This is a genomic window from Agrobacterium sp. OT33 (genome assembly GCF_017313365.1).
Taxonomy (GTDB): Bacteria; Pseudomonadota; Alphaproteobacteria; order Rhizobiales; family Rhizobiaceae; genus Agrobacterium; species Agrobacterium rhizogenes_A.
Map to the genome: position 1 here is coordinate 1 of NZ_JAFLMZ010000005.1, position 19,232 is coordinate 19,232.

The window sequence follows — 19,232 nt, forward strand, 5'->3', positions numbered from 1 at the left end:
AATTGCAGGAAGGCGCGAAAGTGCAATTCGTCGCCGAGCGGGTGAACGGCAAGCTGACCGTGACGCAGCTGAAATAACAGCAGCGATGTGATGGGACGCATCCAATCGTGAACACGTCCCATACTCGCGCCAAGCGGTCGGCGAGGAACACCAACTCACTTTTTTCTGTTCGGAGACGAAGAATATTACATCACCTTTGAATCCCTTGGCCCCTCAATGGGACACCGCTCGCAAAGTCCGTTCAATCTTTTTGCGTTTCGTTGCTTTCGTCATTTTACTCACCAACTTCATCCTCGGAGGCAGTATGGGAGCCGAACGCACCCCCCTCGCCGTCCCCGTCATCTATTTTACGATCAGCATCGCCTTAGTCGCAGCAACACGATTATTACCCAATCGTACATGGCTTAAAATCGTCTTCGTAGTTTTTGACGCTACCTTGATGACGTTAGTTCTCTACGCACATATCCTGAGCAGGCAAGCCAGCGAAAACCACAATCTTACAACCACCGGCCTGGTCATTGCGTTTATCCTGCTCACCCAGGTGGCCCTTGAACTTGATCGTAAACTGATCGTTATTTTCTCTGGACTTGTTCTTACTTCCTGGGTCGCCATGCTTGCGACCATCGCAGTCAGACACCGCACGGGTGATACCGCCTCCGTCATTGGATCGTTTTTTAATCGTGACCTTGGTCTGACAGTTAGCTTCGCATTCGCCGCCTTCGCAATTTACCTACTAGCGAGGGATCATGACCACACGCGCAAAGAAGGCCTCAGAGCCGACAAGCGACGCCTTAACCTTTCCGGGTTTTTCTCCCCACTTGTTGTTGAGCAACTTCAAGAGACGGGTAGCAATCTTGGCCTTGAACGCCGCGATGCAGCGATCATGTTCATAGATTTGCGTGATTTCACCCGTTTCGCAGAAACTGCATCTGCTGATGAACTGACCTTCACCCTCACAAAGTATCGTCAACTAGTCTCCCGAACAATCATCGAATATGGCGGGACCATAGACAAATTCATCGGAGACGGCGTTATGGTAGTCTTTGGACAACCACAGCCCAGCAAGTACGATGCAGATCGCGCAATTGCATGTGCCCTGGAACTAGTGAACGTATTAAGCAACTGGAGGAACTACTGCCTGGACAATGGCTATCCTTCCTTGGAAGCTGGCATCGGCCTGCACTACGGAACCGTGATCAGCGGTGTTTTGGATAGTGGCTGCCATAATGAGTTTACAGTCGTTGGCGACGCCGTCAATGTCGCTGAGCGGTTGGAATCTCTTGCAAAATCTCTCGGAGCGCTGCTTGTCGTTTCGTGCGATCTAATGCTTCGATTGAGGGTACCAATTCCTCCGGCCGAGTGGCTCTCACAAAGTTCTGTTGCCTTACCGGGGCGACGACTATTGATTAACGTCAGATACATTTGCCGCTTGCCGTACCAAAAATACCCGTAAAAGTTACGGTATGATCCAAGTAAACGACGCAGGCTCCATATGAATAGATGGTGTGGTTGTCGCTCTACCCACCCGACACGTTCTGTCAGAGGATAGTCGAGTTAAATCCAATGGGTGGAAGGATGGCAGCATGGCATACAACACGATGATTGGGATCGATCTGGCGAAGAACGTTTTCCAGGTTCATGGAACTTTGCTTTCCGGAGAGGTCAAGTTTCGGCGGAAGCTATCCCGGCAGCATTTTCGTAGATTTATGGCCGGGCAAGGCGCTTCGATCGTCGTGATGGAGGCGTGCGGGAGTGCTCATTACTGGTCACGCGAGATGACGAAACTCGGTCATGCAGTACGGCTGATAGCGCCACAGTGCGTGCGTCCATTAGGGTCCCGGAACCGGGCAAGGCGAAACCTGGCTCGTGTTTGGTCGCAATGAACGCGGCGGCCCTGTCGGGAAAGCGCTGCAACGGCTTGTCTCAAGCCCCAAGGCGCAATTCCGGTGGCGCAATCCGGAGGGAAACCCATACATCTTCCGGCTTGAAGACCGCAGTACCGTCACATCAAACTATCATGACGTTGCTATGGCCATGGGCCAAGCTTGAATAGAGAGCCGTATGCGCTGAAAGGTGCACGTACGGTTCGGGGAGGAGAAGCGCATCCGCGCTTCTTACTCCACTCCGGACCTGTGAGGGCTTCGCGTATCTGGCCCACGCGACAAATGCTTCGCATTTGCGCTGTTGTCATCGATCTCTATTCCCGCCGGGTGACCGATTGGGCAATGCAGAGCCGCCAAACCACCGACGTCGTGCTGCAGGCTCTGCTCATGGCGGCGTGGCGGCGCAAGCGGAAGAACAAGGTGCTGATCCACTCGGATCACGGCTCGCAGTTCACCAGCATGGACTGGGCCTCGTTCCTCAAGCACCACAATCTGGTTCATTCGATGAGCCGACGCGGCAACTGCCATGACTGTGAATGTGCTATAGCAGCCTGATGGCCTGACCCATGCTATGATTGATCGCGTGTCATTGCGTTGACGTGTCGTCCATCAGGTTGCCCCGGCAGCGGGCGAGACGTGACTTCATAGGAGCTTGACGGTCAGCGTACCATCACAGTCCTGCCCTCTTCGATCGGTGCCCGGGCTATTTTAACCGAAGGGCACCCAATGGATCATATCATCGTCGGCGTCGATACCCACAAGGCCAACCATGTTGCCGTTGCCATCAATGCACACGGCGCTCGTTTAGGCACCATCACTATACCAGCGACACGAAAAGGATACTCGAGCTTGGAGACCTGGGCATCCAGGCTCAGCCATATCAAGGCATTCGGCATAGAGGGGACCGGCTCCTATGGAGCAGGTTTGTCCCGGGAACTGTTGGCTCAAGGACATACGGTTCTCGATGTGATGCGCCCCAACCGACAAATCCGCTACCTTCACGGCAAATCCGACAGTCTCGATGCCGAAAGCGCAGCGCGTTCGGTTCTGAATGGTCAAGCCACAGCTTTGGCGAAAGCTCAAACAGGGTCATCGGAAATGATCAGGCATATCAAAGTCGCCCGCGACAGCGCTGTAAAGGCCAAGTCGCAGGCAATGATCACTTTGCGAACGTTGATAATAAACGCACCGTCCGATCTGCGTGATGCGCTCGACCAGATCAAAGGGCCAATCGCCTTGATCCGTCACATCGCCGCGTTTCGACCAGGCGAGATTTTATCGCCGAGTTCGTCGGCAAAAGTTGCCATGCGGGCCATCGCCCGTCGTTGGTTGATGCTGCACGAGGAAATTGCGGAACACGAGTGTGAGCTCGAACGCATGGTGATCAGCAAAGCTCCTGCATTGATGAAGTCGTTCGGCATATCAACGATAACCGTCGCCGAGATGTTGATCCTGATCGGTGACAATCCCGAACGCATCAAATCGGAATCTGCCTTGGCAAAAATGTGCGGTGTATGCCCAATTCCGGCCTCCAGCGGCAAGACCAACCGAATGCGCCTCAATCGAGGCGGCAATCGACAGGCTAATGCCGCCATTTATCGTGTTGCGGTCGTTCGAATGCGTGATGACGACAGAACGAAAACATACGCGGCGCGTCGAACTGCGGAAGGCAAAACCAGGCGGGAAATCGTTCGATGCCTAAAACGATATATCATCAGGGAGATATATCGCCATCTCTGCACGCCATCTGTTTCCCAGTTCTCTGGGCCTTGACAGATATAGGAGCATCAACGCAGTGGCCGAGACCTTCTTCAACCTTCTGAAGCTCGCCAGGACGTGTTCGATTACATCGAGATGTTCTACAACCCGAAACGCAAACACGTCAGAAACAGAATGCTGTCTCCGGTCGAGTTCGAGAAGCAGCAGAAAATTTAACACGAGGGGTGTCTACCAAACTCGGGGCTATTCAAAAAGACAAATAACAATCACCTGATTGACGACATATAAATTCCGATCAACGCTGCTTCAACGACCTGCTTTTCGCAAGGGCGATGAACTTAAGTGCTGCCGAGCTCATCGCCTATGGAAGGGCCACTCGTCGGTGCTCTGGGCAGGATGACCGGGGTCTGATAGTCTGGATCCGGCATGATGGCGCACCTCAATCCGAAGACGCGTTCGATTGTCGTTTCCGTCAGTATGTCCCAGGGTTTACCCTGCTCGACGACCGTTCCACGATGGACGATGGTTAAATGGCTTGCGTAGCGCGCGGCAAGGGTCAAGTCATGCATCACGGCGATAATCGTTCTGTTGGCGGTGATCAGGCCCCTGCAAATTTCAAGCATCTCGATCTGGTGGGCAAGATCGAGATAGGTGGTTGGTTCGTCCAGTAGAAGAATATCGGTTCCTTGGGCGAGAAGCATCGCCAGAGACACTCTTTGCCTTTGCCCGCCCGAGAGCTGGTTAACCGGCCGCAGCGCGAAGGGCCCGATGGACGTGACGGATATGGCCTCTTCCACGGCTGCCTCATCAGCGCAAGACCAGAGACGGAACCAACCGTGGTGGGGATGACGGCCGCGCCGAACCAGTTCCAGCGCTGTTGCTCCGTCGGGGAATTGCGCCTGTTGCGGCAGGAGGCCGACCCTTTTTGCGAAAGCGCGGCGCTCGAGGTGCACAACATCGGTCCCGTCGAGAAACGCGTGTCCCGAGGACGGGGACAGCAGCCTCGCCAGACAGCGCAGCAAGGTCGATTTGCCCGATGCATTCGGCCCGATAATCGCAGAAAAGGCTCCGCGTGGAAAACGCACATTGACGTCGCGCAAAACCGGGGTGCGGCCGGGTGCAGCAAAAAGGGCTTCGGTATGAATGGCAGGGCAAGAGGCGTTCATGCCGCTGCTCCTTTACCGTTTCTCCTGATCCACAACAGTGCGACGAAATAAATGCCTCCCAATGCGGCAGTCATTGCCCCCGCAGGTATAATGCGGGGCAGGAACAGAATTCGGCCGGCAATGTCGCTGCTGAGCAAAAACACGGCGCCGGACAGGCAGGAGGCGAAGAGCGGGATCGAAGCGCTGCCAGTCAGCCAAAAGGCAATCCTTGGTGCAATCAATGCCACGAACCCGACTGGACCGGCCACGAAGGTTGCCACCGCCGTCAGAGCCAGTCCGATAACGGCGATCTTCAGTTGCGTTGCCGCAACGTTTTCTCCCAGGCTGGCGGCCCTGTCCTCTCCCAGTTCGAGGATATGCAAGGGGCGTGCACAGGCCAGCGCCGCAGGCACAAGCAGGCACAGCATCAGCAGGCTCAGGTAAAGTCTGGTCCCATCTGCCCCGTTCAGTGATCCTGCTTTCCAGTTGGCGGCCGCGAGTGCCATATCGAGTTGTACGGTCATGACGACCCAGTCGTTCAATGCCATGAAGAACGCACCGATCGCTATGCCGATCAGAATAATGCGCTCCGTGTCGGTATTGCGGGGGGTGGCAAGACCATAGACGAACCCACCCGCAAGCATTCCTCCTGCCAGGCTTGCGATGGCGATCATCACCTGGGAGGCCCCCGCGAGCATGGCCAGCAGCGCGCCTGTGAAGGCGCCGGAATCGAAACCGAGAATGTCGGGGCTTCCGAGCGGATTACGCAGCAAGGTCTGGAACAGTGCGCCAGCCATGCCGAGCGCCATTCCGGCGAGGATTGCGGCAGCAACGCGTGGTGTGCGCCATTCAAGGACAACGAGCTTGATAGATGGGTCACCTTCGCCTGACAGAGCGATCACCACCTGCCGCAGGCTGGTCGGAAGCGTCCCCGTAGCCAACGCCACAATGGTCAGGCCAAGGCCCGCAGCGATAAAAAAGGTGCTCCATCCCGCTCTGCGCAGGGGGACCGGTGAAAAATGCCTCTCCGCAGGCTGCCGCATCGGTCCGTCCTCTAGGCCTGGCGCGTGGGCTGTCGCCGGCGCGCCATGAAAATGAGAAATGGTGCACCCAGCAAGGCGATCACCACGCTTATGGGGATCTCGTTCGGTGCGATGACAGTGCGTGCTATCGCATCCGCCAGAATGACCAGCTCGGCGCCGATGAAGGCCGTAACAGCGAGTGTGGCGCCTTCACCAGCCTGCACCGCCCGTCGTGCGATGTGCGGGGCGGCAAGTCCGATGAAGGCGATGGGACCGCTGGCTGCCGTGGCACCTCCCGCCAGCAACATCACAGTTATGAGGCTTATGAATCTCGTTCGGTGGACGGAAACGCCAAGCGATGCCGCCCGGTCGTCGCCGAGGGCGATCAGGCCGATCCGTGGCGCAATCCACAGTGCCACTAGAAAGCCGGGAACGAACACCCAGAGCGAGGCGAGAACGTTTTTCGCTGTTGCCGCCGCTAGCGATGCAGCGCGCCAGTTGCGGACCAGATCGAAACGGTCCGGATCGGTCAGGGCGATGGCCTGTGTCAGGCCAAAGCAGAAGGCGCCGACGGCGATGCCGGCCAGCGTGAGGCGCATCGGCGTGGGAAGGCCTGCCAGAGCCTGTACGGTAAAGGCGGCAAGACCCGCACCGATGGCAGCGAGCCAGAAAGGCGAGGAAATGATGTCGGTTCCCAGAGTTCCTGTTCCGATGATGATCGCCAGCCCGGCGCCGGCATTGAGACCAAGCAGGCCGGGATCGCCGAGAGGGTTACGGGTGACGGATTGTATGATGCCACCGGAAACGGCCAGGGCAGCTCCCACCAGTGTGGCAAGCGTGACGCGTGGCAGCCTGATATCCCAGAAGATCAGACTTGCCTCATCGTCGGCCCGGCCGCGTATTGCGTCGAAGACGGTCCCGAAAGGCATATGGCGGGCTCCGGTGGAAAGACCAAGTAGGACCGTTGCTGACAGAATGAGGCCGCAGCACAGAACGATCAGGATCACACGCAGTCTACTGCCGGCAAGTGGCGTCATTGCGGTTGCGCTCTCGCGAAAAGGCGGCGCCAGCCCTCGGCCAAGTACCGTGCCGTGTAAAGTGAACCGAACACGCAGTTTCCATTGATGAGATGAACGTGACCCGCGCAGACGGCGGGCAACCTTTGCCATAATGGCTCGGCGGATAACTGGTTTGCGCCGCCATTCCCAAAATCGATTAGCAGAATGGCGTCGACATCGCCTAAGACCTCGCCGAAACATTCCAGTGCCACCTCGCCATAGGGGCCGAGCCGGTCTGCGCCGATCTCCTGTCCGCCGAGTTCCGATAGCACCTGTGCCGGCATGACAAGACCGTAGCCGGTACCCTGGCTGCAAACCATCGCGCGTCGCTTGACCGTATCGTAATAGAGTGCGGCAAAACGCTGGAGCGACAGCGTATCGGCATGTTGATTGCGGATATCCAAGATCAGTCTGTCGTGTTCGCTGAGGCGCTGCTGCACGAGTTGTGTCTTGCCGAGCCAGTTGCCGAGGTCCTGCAGATTAACCTGCCAGCTATGAAGATGACTGGAGGGCAGAACAGGCGCGATGGACGACAACCGGATCAACGGCCACCAGTCAGAATTTGGTGAGGAGTCCGGACACAAAATCAGGTCCGGTGCCAGCGTTAGGATCTGTTCGAGGTCCGGCGGAGCCGTCAGCATCGGCACGTTGTCGGGCACGGGAACCCAAGGTCGCGCCCGGCTGTGGCTGTAACCGGCTATCGGCAGATCGAGAGCCAGCGCCAATTCCAGGCTGATCCGGGAATCGACCGCAAGTACGCGCTGCGGACTTGCGGGGATGTCCACGCGACCCAGAGATGTTTCCACCCTTCGTCGCCAGTCCGAGGCAGGCAATGCTGCTGCCGCAGGCAGGGCCATGGATGCGCCAGCCGCCAGAAATGCGCGCCGCGAAAAGTGAGACATCAGAAATTCGACCCGATCAAAACTTGAAGGTGGTTGAAATGGTCAGGGCACGAGATGCACTGGGGTACAGAAGATTGAATCCCGGGAATGTGCTCCAATAGGCCTCGTTGAAAGCGTTGGTGAGATTCGCCTGGAAGACGATGGGCTGGGCATTCTCCCGCTCCCAGGTATAGCGTGCGCCAAAGTCGAAGGTGTTCCATCCGGACATTTTCTGCAGATTGGCGGCATCGACATAAGATGAACCCGTGGAATTCATCCGTGCCGACAGGGTCAGGTTCGGAAGGAACTCGGGATCCCATTCGGCTCCCAGCGTGACGGTGTAATCCGGCGCGCCGGCAGCCTTCTTACCGTCATAGAGACCATTCGCCGTCTTTGTCGTCTCCGCGTCAAGAAGAACAAGCCCGCCCAGAACACGAAGCGACGACGTGATTTCGCCTGCCACGTTAAATTCAATGCCGCGATAAACCGTTTCGCCATCGGCCTTGAAAGTGTTGTTGACACTGTCGGCGACGCCGGAAGCCTGTGTGGTCTGGAAAATACTCAGTGTGGTGAGAATGTCGCCCCAGTCAACCTTCACGCCGGCCTCGTATTGTTCCGTAACATAGGGTGAAAGCGCCTCGCCGCCATTCGAATAGGTGTCGGGCACGGTTTGGCCGGCGCTGAGACCTTCTATGTAGCTCGCATATATTGTGGTGTTGTCCCATGGCTTCACTGACAGGCCGATGACGGGCGTCAGCGCATCACTTTCGTAGGAGCCCGTTTTCGCTCCTGTCACGATGTTGAAATTGTCGACCTCGACATATTGCTTGCGTAACCCGAGCGTCAGTTGCAGTCGTTCATCGAATGCGGAAAGAGTATCGGACAGTGCAATGCTGGTGAAGGTCGTTTCACTTTGCAGTCCAATCGGCGTGTCGATGATGGTTGGCGCCGGTGCAAAGACGGGGTTATAGATGTTGGACTGCGTTACCGACAAGACCCGGGTGGTCGCAGAACTCCGGTCGGCGCGGTAGCCGTTCACGGAAAGCGTGACGTCATGGGACACCGGGCCGGTGTCGAAATTGGCGCGCAAGCCTGCTTCTGCGGACCGGCGGTCTATATCGATCAGATATCGCCGACCTGTCGCGGTGAAATCACCATTCGGCAGAAGACCGGTTCCTGCCTCTACCGCCTGATTCCAATCCATGGAACTCAGGCCGCCCTTTGCGTAAATCGAGAGCTGATCGGAAATGTCAAATTCCGTCGAAACAGCAGCATAGCGGTCGGTGAAATCGCTGTAGTTCCAGGGTGATACCCAGCCTTCCTGAGGTTTTGGCGGGCGTGCCAGCGGAACGCCGGGCGCTGCTATTACCGTATTGCTCATCCGCTCGGTATCGAGCACCTGCTGACCCAGATCCACGGCAAAACGGAAGTGTTCCCCCCTGTAGTCCAGCGCGAGTGTTCCGTTGGACAATTCCTGCGCCTGGTCTGAAATCGATGTATCGCCGTTGCGATAAAGGATATTGGCACGCGCGCCCCACTCCTTGCCGTCGCCGAAACGGCGGCCGATATCCAGATGCCCGCCAAACTGGCTGTCGGTTGTGTAGGTACTTGTAAATTGTGTGAGCGGCTCATCTTCGGCGCGTTTGGGCACGAGATTGATCACGCCTCCGACCCCGCTTGGCGAAAGGCCACCGAGAAAAGCGCCCGGCCCCTTGAGGATCTCGACACGCTCTATGCCCGCAAGTGTGGTCTGGCTGTTGGGCGCCACACCGAACAGTCCGTTATAAGCGAGTGCACCATTGCCAACCTGCACGCCGCGGATGATGAAATAATTGCCGTTGCCGACGTTGGTCGGCTCTACGTTGCGGATGGCGGGATCGTTCTTCACAACATCTGCAACGGATTGTGCGTTCTGGTTCTCAATCAGTTTCGACGTATAGTTCGTAACAGTGAATGGCGTACTCATCACGTCACGATTGCCGAGAACACCGAGCGCTCCGCCGGTTGCGATCTGACCGCCGGCGTAGACGGGCGGCGAATTCCAGTTGTTGATACGTTCGATCAGGATAGGGTCAAGCAGCGTCGAGCCATCCGCACTGACGCCGCCATTGCCGGCCTGCGCGTTTGATCCGGTGATGGTTACGGTGCTGCCGTTGATCCGGTGGTTGAGGCCTGATCCGGTGAGCAGCTGCGCGATTGCCTCGTTACGGGTAAACGAGCCCCGGACGCCTGGAGAGTTCTTCCCCCGTGCGAGATTGGCGTCGAGGAAAAGCTGGGTACCGGTTGCGCTGGAATAAGCGACCAGCGCCCTTGAAAGCGACTGGGACGGGATATCGAACGAAATCCTGCGTTCACGTGCGGTCGTTTGTGTGGATTGTGCATGTGCCGGTAGTAAATGAACTGCTGAGGCGACGATGAGTGCCGCGCTGAGCATCAGGGACCGGGTAAGGAAGGATTTCCGCAGCCGTCGGGCAGGTGCGGAATTATCCATATCCTTACGGTGTCCCGGGATGTATTCGTTCTGCATCGCGCCGCCCCTGTGTCCGAAAACCCGCCTGACGGGTTTAGTTTTCGCTCGAGGGTCGCTCTTCGCTGTTGCCCTCATAATGTTAGACACCTGGGAAGACCGAGCTAATGATCGGTGTGCTGCATTTTTCTGAATTTTTTGTCTATCGGCGATAGATGACCGTTACGTAGCCATTTGCGTTTAAAATCCTGAGCGGCAAGGTTTCCGCGATTGTTTGCAACGCGATTTCGGTATGCCTTGTGTCAAAGATGGCCGTGACTGGAACGTCGCCGATCGATCGGTCCATCAGAATGATACGGCCGCGGCGGTAGCGTTCCAGTTCGGCAAGTACCCGCCACAGTGGAACATCCTCGAAAACGATCCGGTCCCGGCGCCAAGCCTGAACGGTGGCCGCATCTGCCTGTGTCAGCGGCCGGATGCCATCGGCGCCATAATCGAGCTGCCATCCGGACTGGACCACGACGTCATCCGCTCCGGGCGCCTGAACCACGACAGCATGTTCGATAACCGATACCGTTACCATATCCGGCATGATCTTGACGTCGAATTCGGTTCCGAGCGCCCGTATGCGACCGCTCTCTGCCTGAACAACAAATGGCCTGTTGATGTCAGCAGCCACCCTGAAGAAAGCCTGGCCGCGATGCAGGATGAGACGTCGTTCACTGCCGGAATATAGCATCGAAAGGGCGGAATAGCCGCCGAGTTCAACAGTGCTGCCGTCAGGCAGGGTGAATGAGTGACGTTCGGCGACATCAGTTCGGAAATCCGCAAACAGGTCTGCATGGGTATAAAGATATGCGACCGGTGCTCCAATCAGTACCGCCAGACCGCCAAGCAGGGCGCCGCGCCTGCCGATTGTCCCCGCCTGCCGCCGCTCGAACTCCGGTTTCACCATATCGAAGCGATCCCACAATGCCTGGGCGCGATCATAAGCACTGCGGTGAGACGGATGGGCGGCCAGCCATGTCTCGAAATCAAGCCAGTCCCTCTCGCTGACCTGCTCGTCCTTCATTTGGACGAACCATTCCAGCGCCTCCATGTAGATTGGATCAGTTTCGTCGTCCTGCATAGCAGCCTGTCGTTTCCCGATTTTATCTATCCATCTGTTGGGTCGGTTTCACGGCTTCGGATCACCAGTAACCTATAGGGCAGATGAGGAAGCGAAACCAATGGAAGCTGCGGTTATTCCGCACGCAGGCGACGATCGAGTTCCGCCATGGCCGCAACCACCTGCGTAATCACGGTGTTGCGGGAAATGTCCATGTGCCGGGCGATTTCGTCATAGGAGAGACCCTCGATCCTGTTGAGCACGAAAGCCTGCCTCCGACGCGAAGGCAACTGCGCGATAGCCTTGAGAAGCCTGCGGAGCTCGCTGCGATAAAGAGCAATCATCTCCGGTGAGGGCTTCGTATCCGGTATATCGTCCGTCACGGCGCCGGCAATCTCCATCTCTGCCCGCCGGCCTGAGTCCCTGAGGTAATTGAGGGCCAGATTTCGCACCGCCTGCGTGACATAGGCCGCGTTATGGGGTCTGGAACTGCCGCCGGAGCCGAGGATGTTCGTAAACACCTGTTGGACCAGATCTTCGGCCGTATCGGGATTGCGGACTATGCGCCGCACGAATGAGCGAAGCCGATCGTATTCAGTCTCGTAGAGCGTCGTCATGTCCAGCACGGGGCGGTCATCCAATACAGATTTCGCCGGTTCTATATCAACAAAACATGATAATTCAAGTCATCTTATTGTTATCGGCCGACCCAAGCGGTATGTCGCTCAATTTGGGAATTCTTCGGTTCCGGTTGCGTCCGATATTTTGTGCTGTGCTCCAATCGCCAGCTGATGAACACAATAACCAGTGCGCGCCCCGACCGCGATGCTCGCAAATTATAGGCTGCCATGAACATTCAAACGTATGGAAATCAAGATAATCCGCAACCACCCGACGTGGCCTTGACGATCGGCAGATAATATCAATGCTTCAGAGGCCGATCAGGAGGATGAATGTTGTCCCACGACTAAGAAGCACATAGTCACGATCACACGGCCGGAGCGAATGAACCGCACCGGGTTTGCCGGAGGCTCCAACTTCTGAGAGAGTGGAGCCGATATGAGCAAGACAACGAACAAGTTTTCACCTGAAGTCCGCCAACGCGCCATCCGCATGGTGCTGGATCACGAGGCAGAGCACCCGTCGCGGTGGGCAGCCGTTTCATCTATTGCGGGCAAGATCGGTTGCTCGCCAGCCACGCTGCATGAATGGGTAAAGAAGACAGAGGTCGACAGCGGCAAACGAGCAGGCTTGCCGAGCGACGCGGCCGAGAAGATGAAGGCTCTTGAGCGGGAGAACCGCGAGCTTCGTCAGGCCAACGAGATTTTGCGCAAGGCGTCGGCCTATTTCGCGATGGCGGAGCTCGACCGCCCCTTCAAACGATGATCTCGTTCATTGACGAACACCGTAGCGTGTTCGGGGTCGAGCCGATCTGCAGGCTTTTGCCGATTGCCCCATCAACCTACTACGAGAACGTCGCCAAGCGCCTGGATGTGGACCGCTTGTCGATCCGCGCCCGCAGCGATATCAGCCTGAAGATAGAGATAAGGCGTGTCTTCGAGCAGAACTTTCGCGTCTATGGCGTTCGCAAGGTCTGGCGGCAATTGCAGCGGGAGGGCTTCGACGCTGCCTGTCAATCGGTGTCGTAACGGGACCCCTTCCTCTGGTTGCCTTGGGTCAGCGCGCGTAGGCCCGGAGCTTTCCATTTAGCGCAGGGCCTTCGGGCGCGGGTTGTTTGTCTTTTCGGCTTTAGCTTTGAGAGCGGTTCTTGAAGCGCCAGGATTCATTTCCGGTTTCGATGATCTCGCAATGATGAGTGAGCCTGTCGAGGAGAGCGGCGGTCATCTTTGCGTCTCCGAAGACGGCTGGCCATTCGCCGAAGGCCAGGTTCGTTGAGACGATGATCGAGGTGCGCTCGTAGAGCCTGCTGATGAGATGGAAGAGAAGCTGTCCGCCGGCCTGTGCGAAGGGCAGATATCCCAGTTCGTCCATGATGACGAAGTCGAGCCTGGAGATGAAGTCGGCGAGCCGTCCCTGCTTGCCGTTGCGTGCTTCTGTTTCGAGCCGATTGACGAGATCGACGACATTGTAAAAGCGTCCGCGCATGCCGTTGCGGATCAGGGCGCGGGCGAGCGCTATGGACAGATGGGACTTTCCCGTTCCGGTCCCGCCGACCAGCACGACGTTATGCTGCTCAGTGAGGAATGCGCCTGTCGCGAGTTGACGCACCAGCCCTTCGTTGACGGGCGTGCCGGTGAAGTGGAAGTCGTCGATGTCCTTGGCCAGCGGCAGCTTGGCCAGCGTGATCTGGTATTTGATCGAGCGCGCCTGCTTCTCGGATATCTCGGACTGAAGCAGGTCACCGACGATCTTCGGCGGTTCATGCTGGCGCTTGATGCTGGAGGCCATGATCTCGTCATAGGCGGTGCGCATGCCGTAAAGCTTCAGCGAGCCCATCATGTCGAGGATGTGAGAACGTTCCATGTCAGCTTGCCCTCCTTAGGCTATCGTAACGGGCGCAGTCGGCTAAGGGCTCAAGGGTCAGGCGAAGCGCGTCGGGGATGGAAAGAATGGCGGCCGGCTGCGGGTCACGCTTACGGGCCAGAATGTTGATGATGACGGCGGATGAGAACACACCCTCATCGAGCGCCTCCTGGCAGGCCGCCTCGACGGCAAGAAGACTATCGATGCCGACGCATTCGAGGATCGACACCATCTGCCGATCACCGTCATGCATGGCCTTGAGCTTGCGGCGCACCTTCTCCATGGCCGCCGGCAGAACCCAGTCGTGGAATGGCGCACCGTTCCTCAGCGCACCCGGCTTGCGGGAAAGAACCGGCACGTAATGCCATGGGTTATAGATTGTCTCGCCACGACCGAAGCAGCGCTTGTGCCGGCCGATCTCGACGCCGTTTTGCCGGATGACGATGTGATCGGCATAGGCGTGGACTTCGGCCGGACGACCGACCGCGGTGGAGACCACCGAGTACTTGTTGTTGTCAAAACGCACGAGGCAGGTCTTGCCGATCGCAGCCTGCATGGCATGGAAACCATCGAACTTGCTAGGGTAGCTGACCAGGTGCGGCCGCTCTGCTTCAAATATCTCCCAGATCGTGTGCTGCTGTTGGTCGACATGCTTATGGGCGCGAGCATGAGCGATGCACCTGTCCAGCAGCCAGCCATTCAACTCGTCATAGGATTTGAAGCGCAGCCGTGGCGTGAAGAAGCGTTCGCGCACCAGGCCGACCTGATTCTCGACCTGCCCCTTCTCCCAGCCGGACGCCGGTGTGCAGGCCACCGGCTCGACAAGGAAATGGCTGCACATCTGAAGGAAGCGGCGATTATATTGCCGGTCCTTGCCAACAAAGACCGTCTCCACAGCCGTCTTCATATTGTCGTAGATACCGCGTGTGCAGGCCTCCCCGAAGAAGCCGAACGCCCGGTCATGCGCGTCGAAGACCATCTCCTGGCTCTCGCGGGGATAGGCCCTAATGTACATCATCCGGCTGTGGCAGAGCCGGACATGCGCCACCTTCACCGGCGTCGTCACGCCGTTCAAAACAACGATCTCGTGGCTCCAGTCGAACTGGTAGGCCTCGCCCGGCGCGTAGTAGAGCGGAACATAGGCTTGCGCCGTCACCGCCCCGCGCTCTTTCGACCAGGTCCTCGCATAGCGCCGGACGGTGTCGTAACCGCCTTCGTAGCCGAGATCGCGTAAATCCTCATATATCCGGATAAGCGTTAGCCGTTCGCGGGAAGACTTCGCCTCATTGGCAAGAAGTAAACCGTCGAGTTGATCGCGCCAGGGACCAAGCTTCGGCTGAGGCTGGCGGTGCCGTTCATATTTGAACGCCGTTTCGTCTGAACGCAAAACCTTGCGAACCACCTTGCGCGATATGCCAAGCTCCCGGCAGATCGCCTTGATCGACCTACCCTGAACATGGGAAAGCCGCCGTATCTTTAAAATTGTCTCCACAACAAGCATCCAAATAAAAAGCCTCCGATAAAACCGGAGGCTGTTGTAACCCCATTGTCAGAAGGGGTCCCGTTTGGACGCCGATCACCCCGCTAACGGGGTCCTTATTCCATGCCGAAGCACAGCCAAGATCAGCCGATCGTGCTCTTTCAGCCCAATCTCGGCCGTTGAAATCAAGCCCTGGGCGATGACAAGCAATCGGATCTCGCGATTGCGATGCCGGCGCCGATCGCCAGGGATGGTCTTGAGCCCGAGATTGATCGCGGCGAGATGGGCTCCGGTGGTAACGCCCAACTGCCGGAGGATCGAGGAGGCAAGCAACCAGCCAAGCCAGGGCCCGTGCTGCAGGCCGGAAATCTCGTTCCAAGTATCGAGGGCGACGATCGCCTGCAGCACCGCCGGCAGGTTTTCGGCCTAGCGCAATCGAGAAGCTGCGTTGGCATACTGCGACGTTGTATATCCCTCGAACATATGGCATGGCCGCGCCGGCGGCCTGCCCGCTTTGCACCTGAGGATTTTGGAATTTGTGTTTTATGACGGGGATTTAGCGCTTGATCGCAGTGCTATGGCGTATTGGATCGTAGTTTTAGGCTACTGCCGGATAGCATGTCGTGCTGTGGAGTGGTTGCGGGGGCCAGCCTTCGCGCTTGATAAGGATATGCACACGCCTGTAGCCGTAGCGTACCCGCGTCTGGCAGATGTCCTTGATCTTCAGCTTTAGTTCGGCCTGCTCACCGCGCCTAGACTTGTAGATATAGAGCGACCGGTCGACTTTCAACACCGAGCATGCACGCCGGATCGAAACCTTCCAATCCACTTTCAACGTGTCGACAAGCTTGCGCCTGCGGGCAGGCCTCAAAGCTTTTTTGAAAGCACATCCTGCAGCATGGCCTTGTCCAGCGACAGGTCCGCCACGATCCGCTTCAGCTTGGCATTCTCCTCCTCGAGCTGCCGCAGACGCTTCATCTCCGAGGGCATCAGACCGGCGTATTTTTTGCGCCAGTTGTAAAACGTTGCATCCGAAATGCCCGCCTTGCGGCACACCTCACCGATCGGCGTTCCATCCTCTGCCTGCTTCAAAACAAACGCGATCTGCGCTTCCGAGAACTTGGACGCTTTCATCGAATTCTCCTCTTCTTCCCATCAGGGATCATAAGTGGAAAATTCCAGTTCAAAATGGCCTAATTTGTTGGGGGCACGTCAAATGCCAAACGACAAACATCAAGCCGACGGCAGCAACAAATCCACACGCGGATGTAATTTATAAATCTATATTTACTTGTTAGAGAAATCGCGCGTAGAAGATGAATAGATTCAGTGGGCGGGCGAGGCAGATGGGCACATACACTTTCGCAAAAAGGTCGGTCGAGTATTCTGCCAGAGCCTTGGCTCGTATTTCGATTCATCATTCGGCTGTAATGGCCTACCGGTCGATCGGATACGTTGCCGCTCTTGCGACGACGGTGGTGCTCTTTAGCCTTTACACCGGGATCGCACGGCCAAGGACTTGGTGCCACGTTCCCAATTTCAGATTGGGTTACTTCTGGTATGATTTATCCCCGTATGTGCTCGTCACATCTTTGATCGTGGGGATTTTTGTGTCTTCATTTCAGGTTCTGCGAGCTGATGCCAACATAGGCCATAGATTTACTGTCCTCACCTTGATCTATGCGATGTCGTCCGTCGTTTTCGCGCTCATTTATTTCTCGTTCGGTATCACGATTGACGGCGGGGAAAATGCAGGACAGGTCACGCCCCACGCTTCTGATTATTTGTATTTCTCGCTCATGAATTCACTAACCTTTCATGAGGCAAAAGGCTTTGTTGAGTGCGATAGCCTGCGATTTATCGTGTTCTTTCAGAAAATCTGCGGACCGCTGTTTGGCTTCTTCTATTTGAATCTGGCAACAGAAAGCATTAGTGGTCGGAACTCATGATCGGACCTACGACGATGTGCCACTTCATCAGAAGTAGCGACCTACAATATTATCTCGTGCCTCAACCTCTTGAGAATTCAAGAACCACACGTCCTCCATTCTAACCGTCCCCAACGTTTCACTCTCAACGGACCCAACTAACGTGTTGACGCCATAGCCGATGTCCTCTTCAGAGAAGTTGGTATCAATTGACGTTATCTTTAAGTCAGAGACCGACCTGAACTCGTCAGGCGAGAACTTGGCATCCCCATTGTCGATCCAGAAACCGACCCCATCCAGCTCAACTCCATCGATCACGCCGTTCTCATTGGCGTCGAGAGCTTGGATCCTTACGAACCCATTTTCGACGGATCCGTCTATGCTATCTCCAAACAGCCATGTTCCATCTATGTCTCGAGGTGGCGTTCCCCTGCGGATATCTAGAACGAAAGCATCAGTGTTTACTTTCACCCAATCAATCTGATCGAGCTCTCCATCGCCATTGATATCGAAGGATACATACTTCCCCACTGAAAAAACCGTATAAAGCTTCTGTCGAGATTGAGTATGCCCCGTGATGTCTATCCGGCCGTTACCATTGAGATCAATTATCAATGGGCAGTCGCCCGCTCTGGCGATTGTCTGCTTCACTGTCGAGACGTAGATCACAATCAAGACAATAGGCATAAGCACAGTTAGTTTCAGGACCAACCGGTCCAGAGAATTAGTGAAGCCAATTCGGCCCGCTTTTACATGCATACCCAGACCCCCATCTTAGTTGTACGAAAGAGATCTGCATTTTGCCGTTCCAGTCAAGTATTTTGACTATTCTCCTCAAAAATGGCTTTGGCGACTTGGATCCTCTCCGATAACCTGAATCCATCAGAACAGCACATGGGTTTCGTTATAGGATTCCCCCGCTCGAAACCTCCCCCTCCCCGTCATCTCGCGCAGGCCCAACTCCGTCACGATCCGCCGCGCCGCCTGCGGCGTGACCTCGAGCGTTTTCGCTACCATCCCGGCCGACACCAGCGGTTTTGCCATAACCAGCTCAACCAGCTCCGGCAGTTTTGATGACGTTCGCCGCCCCTCCAGCTTCCGCTCGAACATTTTTCGCGCCAAGACCAGCCGGCCATGTTCCTTCATGCCGATCTCGGCGGCCGCCAGCAAACCACGGGCGATAGCAAGGAGCCGGGTTTCGCGGGCGCGATGGCGGCGCCGGTCCACGGGAATGGTTTTCAGGCCAAGATTGATGGCGCAGAGATGGGCGCCTGACGTGATGCCAGCCTCGCGCAGGATCGACGCGACCAGCAGCCGGCCGAGCTAGGGCGCATGTTGAAGCACGGACAGTTCGTTCCAGGCATCGAGGGCAACGCTCGCTTGCAGCACCGCCGGCAGGTCTTGCACCTGCCGTAACACGCCGCGCCATTCGTCCAGCCGCTCATCCTCATCCCAGTCGAGATCATAGATCATCGAATCTTTTTCGACCCCGCCGCCGCGGCCAGGTCTTGTCGCGCTTGCGATCGCCGCATCCGATCGGGCCAGCAGCGCATCGATTGCGGCATAGTCGACGCCGGGTAAATCTTTTTCCTCGTCACCATCATCCCCCACCCCTTCCGCGTCGATCGCCACCGCCGGCCGAGCAACCCCGACCGTCGTCGCCTCGTCCCCGCCGCCCGACCCAATCTCCGAGGTTTTCCGCAGCGAGCGGATGCCGTCGGCAGAGAGGACCCACTCCGGGGATTGGTCGGCGATCCGCCGGCGGGTACGCAGAACGTCGCGGGCAATGGTGAGCTCATGGGTGGGCGTGCGGATGTCGCGGGTGGCGTCGTGGAGGACGAGGTCTTCGAGGTGAACGAGTTCGCCGTCGATCCAGAGTGAGGCGCAGGCGTCTGCAAAGTTTTGACGCTCGAGGAAGCCGGCGCCGACGGGCGAGCGAGAAATTCGCCCGTCGAGACGCGTCAAAGCGAGACCGGCGTCGAAAGCTGGGTGCATCAGGGCTGTCATGCTGATTTTCGAAAAATCGTAAGCCATTGAAATCGTGGTAAATGATTTAC

Annotated in this window: 12 protein-coding genes, 7 pseudogenes and 1 other annotated feature; of the genes and pseudogenes, 6 read left to right on the forward strand and 13 right to left on the reverse strand. The window is 56.9% G+C overall.

Annotation, left to right across the window (positions count from 1 at the left end; all coding sequences use genetic code 11):
• The first annotated feature begins 304 nt into the window (after positions 1–304).
• From JZX88_RS12995 to JZX88_RS13010, 4 genes and pseudogenes are all read left to right on the forward strand, one after another.
• Positions 305–1,453, forward strand: a complete 1,149-nt coding sequence (locus JZX88_RS12995) for an adenylate/guanylate cyclase domain-containing protein (protein WP_236771893.1) — start codon at positions 305–307, stop codon at positions 1,451–1,453.
• 727 nt (positions 1,454–2,180) lie between these two features.
• Positions 2,181–2,414 (forward strand): annotated as a pseudogene (locus JZX88_RS13000) (DDE-type integrase/transposase/recombinase); the annotation flags it as partial.
• 195 nt (positions 2,415–2,609) lie between these two features.
• A complete protein-coding gene (locus JZX88_RS13005; protein WP_206913827.1) occupies positions 2,610–3,656 on the forward strand; it encodes an IS110 family transposase in 1,047 nt (348 codons plus the stop codon).
• Between the two features lie 48 nt (positions 3,657–3,704).
• Positions 3,705–3,818, forward strand: a pseudogene (locus JZX88_RS13010) (IS3 family transposase); the annotation flags it as partial.
• Between the two features lie 122 nt (positions 3,819–3,940).
• Here the strand turns inward: JZX88_RS13010 and JZX88_RS13015 are convergent.
• From JZX88_RS13015 to JZX88_RS13045, 7 genes are all read right to left on the reverse strand, one after another.
• Positions 3,941–4,768, reverse strand: coding sequence for an ABC transporter ATP-binding protein (locus JZX88_RS13015; protein ID WP_206913828.1), 828 nt, complete (start codon positions 4,766–4,768; stop codon positions 3,941–3,943).
• Complete coding sequence (locus JZX88_RS13020) at positions 4,765–5,790, reverse strand: iron chelate uptake ABC transporter family permease subunit (RefSeq protein ID WP_077767867.1); 1,026 nt, start codon at positions 5,788–5,790, stop codon at positions 4,765–4,767. Before JZX88_RS13020 ends, JZX88_RS13015 begins: the two co-directional genes overlap by 4 nt.
• An 11-nt stretch (positions 5,791–5,801) precedes the next feature.
• The gene (locus JZX88_RS13025) at positions 5,802–6,806 is read right to left on the reverse strand and encodes an iron ABC transporter permease (protein WP_065116741.1); all 1,005 of its coding nucleotides are present in this window, start codon (positions 6,804–6,806) and stop codon (positions 5,802–5,804) included.
• Positions 6,803–7,729: an ABC transporter substrate-binding protein gene (locus tag JZX88_RS13030; protein WP_077767869.1), complete on the reverse strand. Its 927-nt coding sequence runs from the start codon at positions 7,727–7,729 to the stop codon at positions 6,803–6,805. Before JZX88_RS13030 ends, JZX88_RS13025 begins: the two co-directional genes overlap by 4 nt.
• Positions 7,730–7,745: 16 nt before the next feature.
• A complete protein-coding gene (locus tag JZX88_RS13035) occupies positions 7,746–10,235 on the reverse strand; it encodes a TonB-dependent receptor (protein ID WP_206913829.1) in 2,490 nt (829 codons plus the stop codon).
• 142 nt (positions 10,236–10,377) lie between these two features.
• On the reverse strand, positions 10,378–11,304 hold the full coding sequence (locus JZX88_RS13040; protein WP_065116744.1) for a FecR family protein: 927 nt from the start codon (positions 11,302–11,304) through the stop codon (positions 10,378–10,380).
• 113 nt (positions 11,305–11,417) lie between these two features.
• Positions 11,418–11,924 carry an RNA polymerase sigma factor gene (locus tag JZX88_RS13045; RefSeq protein ID WP_236771874.1) on the reverse strand — a complete coding sequence of 169 codons (507 nt, stop codon included), beginning with the start codon at positions 11,922–11,924 and terminating at the stop codon, positions 11,418–11,420.
• Between the two features lie 418 nt (positions 11,925–12,342).
• On the opposite strand from JZX88_RS13045, the pseudogene JZX88_RS13050 reads away from it, so the two are divergent.
• Positions 12,343–12,914 (forward strand): annotated as a pseudogene (locus JZX88_RS13050) (transposase); the annotation flags it as partial.
• Positions 12,624–12,740: a sequence feature (AL1L pseudoknot), on the forward strand. (Overlaps the previous pseudogene by 117 nt.)
• Positions 12,915–13,032: 118 nt before the next feature.
• Here the strand turns inward: JZX88_RS13050 and istB are convergent.
• From istB to JZX88_RS13070, 4 genes and pseudogenes are all read right to left on the reverse strand, one after another.
• Complete coding sequence (istB, locus tag JZX88_RS13055; RefSeq protein ID WP_065116746.1) at positions 13,033–13,767, reverse strand: IS21-like element helper ATPase IstB; 735 nt, start codon at positions 13,765–13,767, stop codon at positions 13,033–13,035.
• Positions 13,700–15,268: pseudogene (gene istA / locus JZX88_RS13060) on the reverse strand (IS21 family transposase). Before istA ends, istB begins: the two are co-directional and overlap by 68 nt.
• 114 nt (positions 15,269–15,382) lie before the next feature.
• Positions 15,383–15,673 (reverse strand): annotated as a pseudogene (locus JZX88_RS13065) (DUF1612 domain-containing protein); the annotation flags it as partial.
• Positions 15,674–15,893: 220 nt separating this feature from the next.
• Positions 15,894–16,381, reverse strand: a pseudogene (locus JZX88_RS13070) (transposase); the annotation flags it as partial.
• Positions 16,382–16,593: 212 nt separating this feature from the next.
• On the opposite strand from JZX88_RS13070, the gene JZX88_RS13075 reads away from it, so the two are divergent.
• A complete protein-coding gene (locus JZX88_RS13075) occupies positions 16,594–17,196 on the forward strand; it encodes a hypothetical protein (protein WP_065116748.1) in 603 nt (200 codons plus the stop codon).
• A gap of 27 nt (positions 17,197–17,223) precedes the next feature.
• On the opposite strand, the gene JZX88_RS13080 is transcribed toward JZX88_RS13075, so the two are convergent.
• Entirely contained in the window at positions 17,224–17,934 is a 711-nt protein-coding gene (locus tag JZX88_RS13080) for a hypothetical protein (RefSeq protein ID WP_065116749.1), read from the reverse strand.
• Between the two features lie 123 nt (positions 17,935–18,057).
• Positions 18,058–19,209, reverse strand: a pseudogene (locus tag JZX88_RS13085) (RHE_PE00001 family protein).
• Positions 19,210–19,232: the final 23 nt, after the last annotated feature.

Coding starts and splice junctions, on each gene's coding strand:
- JZX88_RS12995 (WP_236771893.1), top strand. CDS start 305: ATGGGAGCCGAACGCACCCCCCTCGCCGTCCCCGTCATCTATTTTACG.
- JZX88_RS13005 (WP_206913827.1), top strand. CDS start 2,610: ATGGATCATATCATCGTCGGCGTCGATACCCACAAGGCCAACCATGTT.
- JZX88_RS13015 (WP_206913828.1), bottom strand. CDS start 4,768: ATGAACGCCTCTTGCCCTGCCATTCATACCGAAGCCCTTTTTGCTGCA.
- JZX88_RS13020 (WP_077767867.1), bottom strand. CDS start 5,790: ATGCGGCAGCCTGCGGAGAGGCATTTTTCACCGGTCCCCCTGCGCAGA.
- JZX88_RS13025 (WP_065116741.1), bottom strand. CDS start 6,806: ATGACGCCACTTGCCGGCAGTAGACTGCGTGTGATCCTGATCGTTCTG.
- JZX88_RS13030 (WP_077767869.1), bottom strand. CDS start 7,729: ATGTCTCACTTTTCGCGGCGCGCATTTCTGGCGGCTGGCGCATCCATG.
- JZX88_RS13035 (WP_206913829.1), bottom strand. CDS start 10,235: ATGCAGAACGAATACATCCCGGGACACCGTAAGGATATGGATAATTCC.
- JZX88_RS13040 (WP_065116744.1), bottom strand. CDS start 11,304: ATGCAGGACGACGAAACTGATCCAATCTACATGGAGGCGCTGGAATGG.
- istB (WP_065116746.1), bottom strand. CDS start 13,767: ATGGAACGTTCTCACATCCTCGACATGATGGGCTCGCTGAAGCTTTAC.
- JZX88_RS13075 (WP_065116748.1), top strand. CDS start 16,594: ATGGGCACATACACTTTCGCAAAAAGGTCGGTCGAGTATTCTGCCAGA.
- JZX88_RS13080 (WP_065116749.1), bottom strand. CDS start 17,934: ATGCATGTAAAAGCGGGCCGAATTGGCTTCACTAATTCTCTGGACCGG.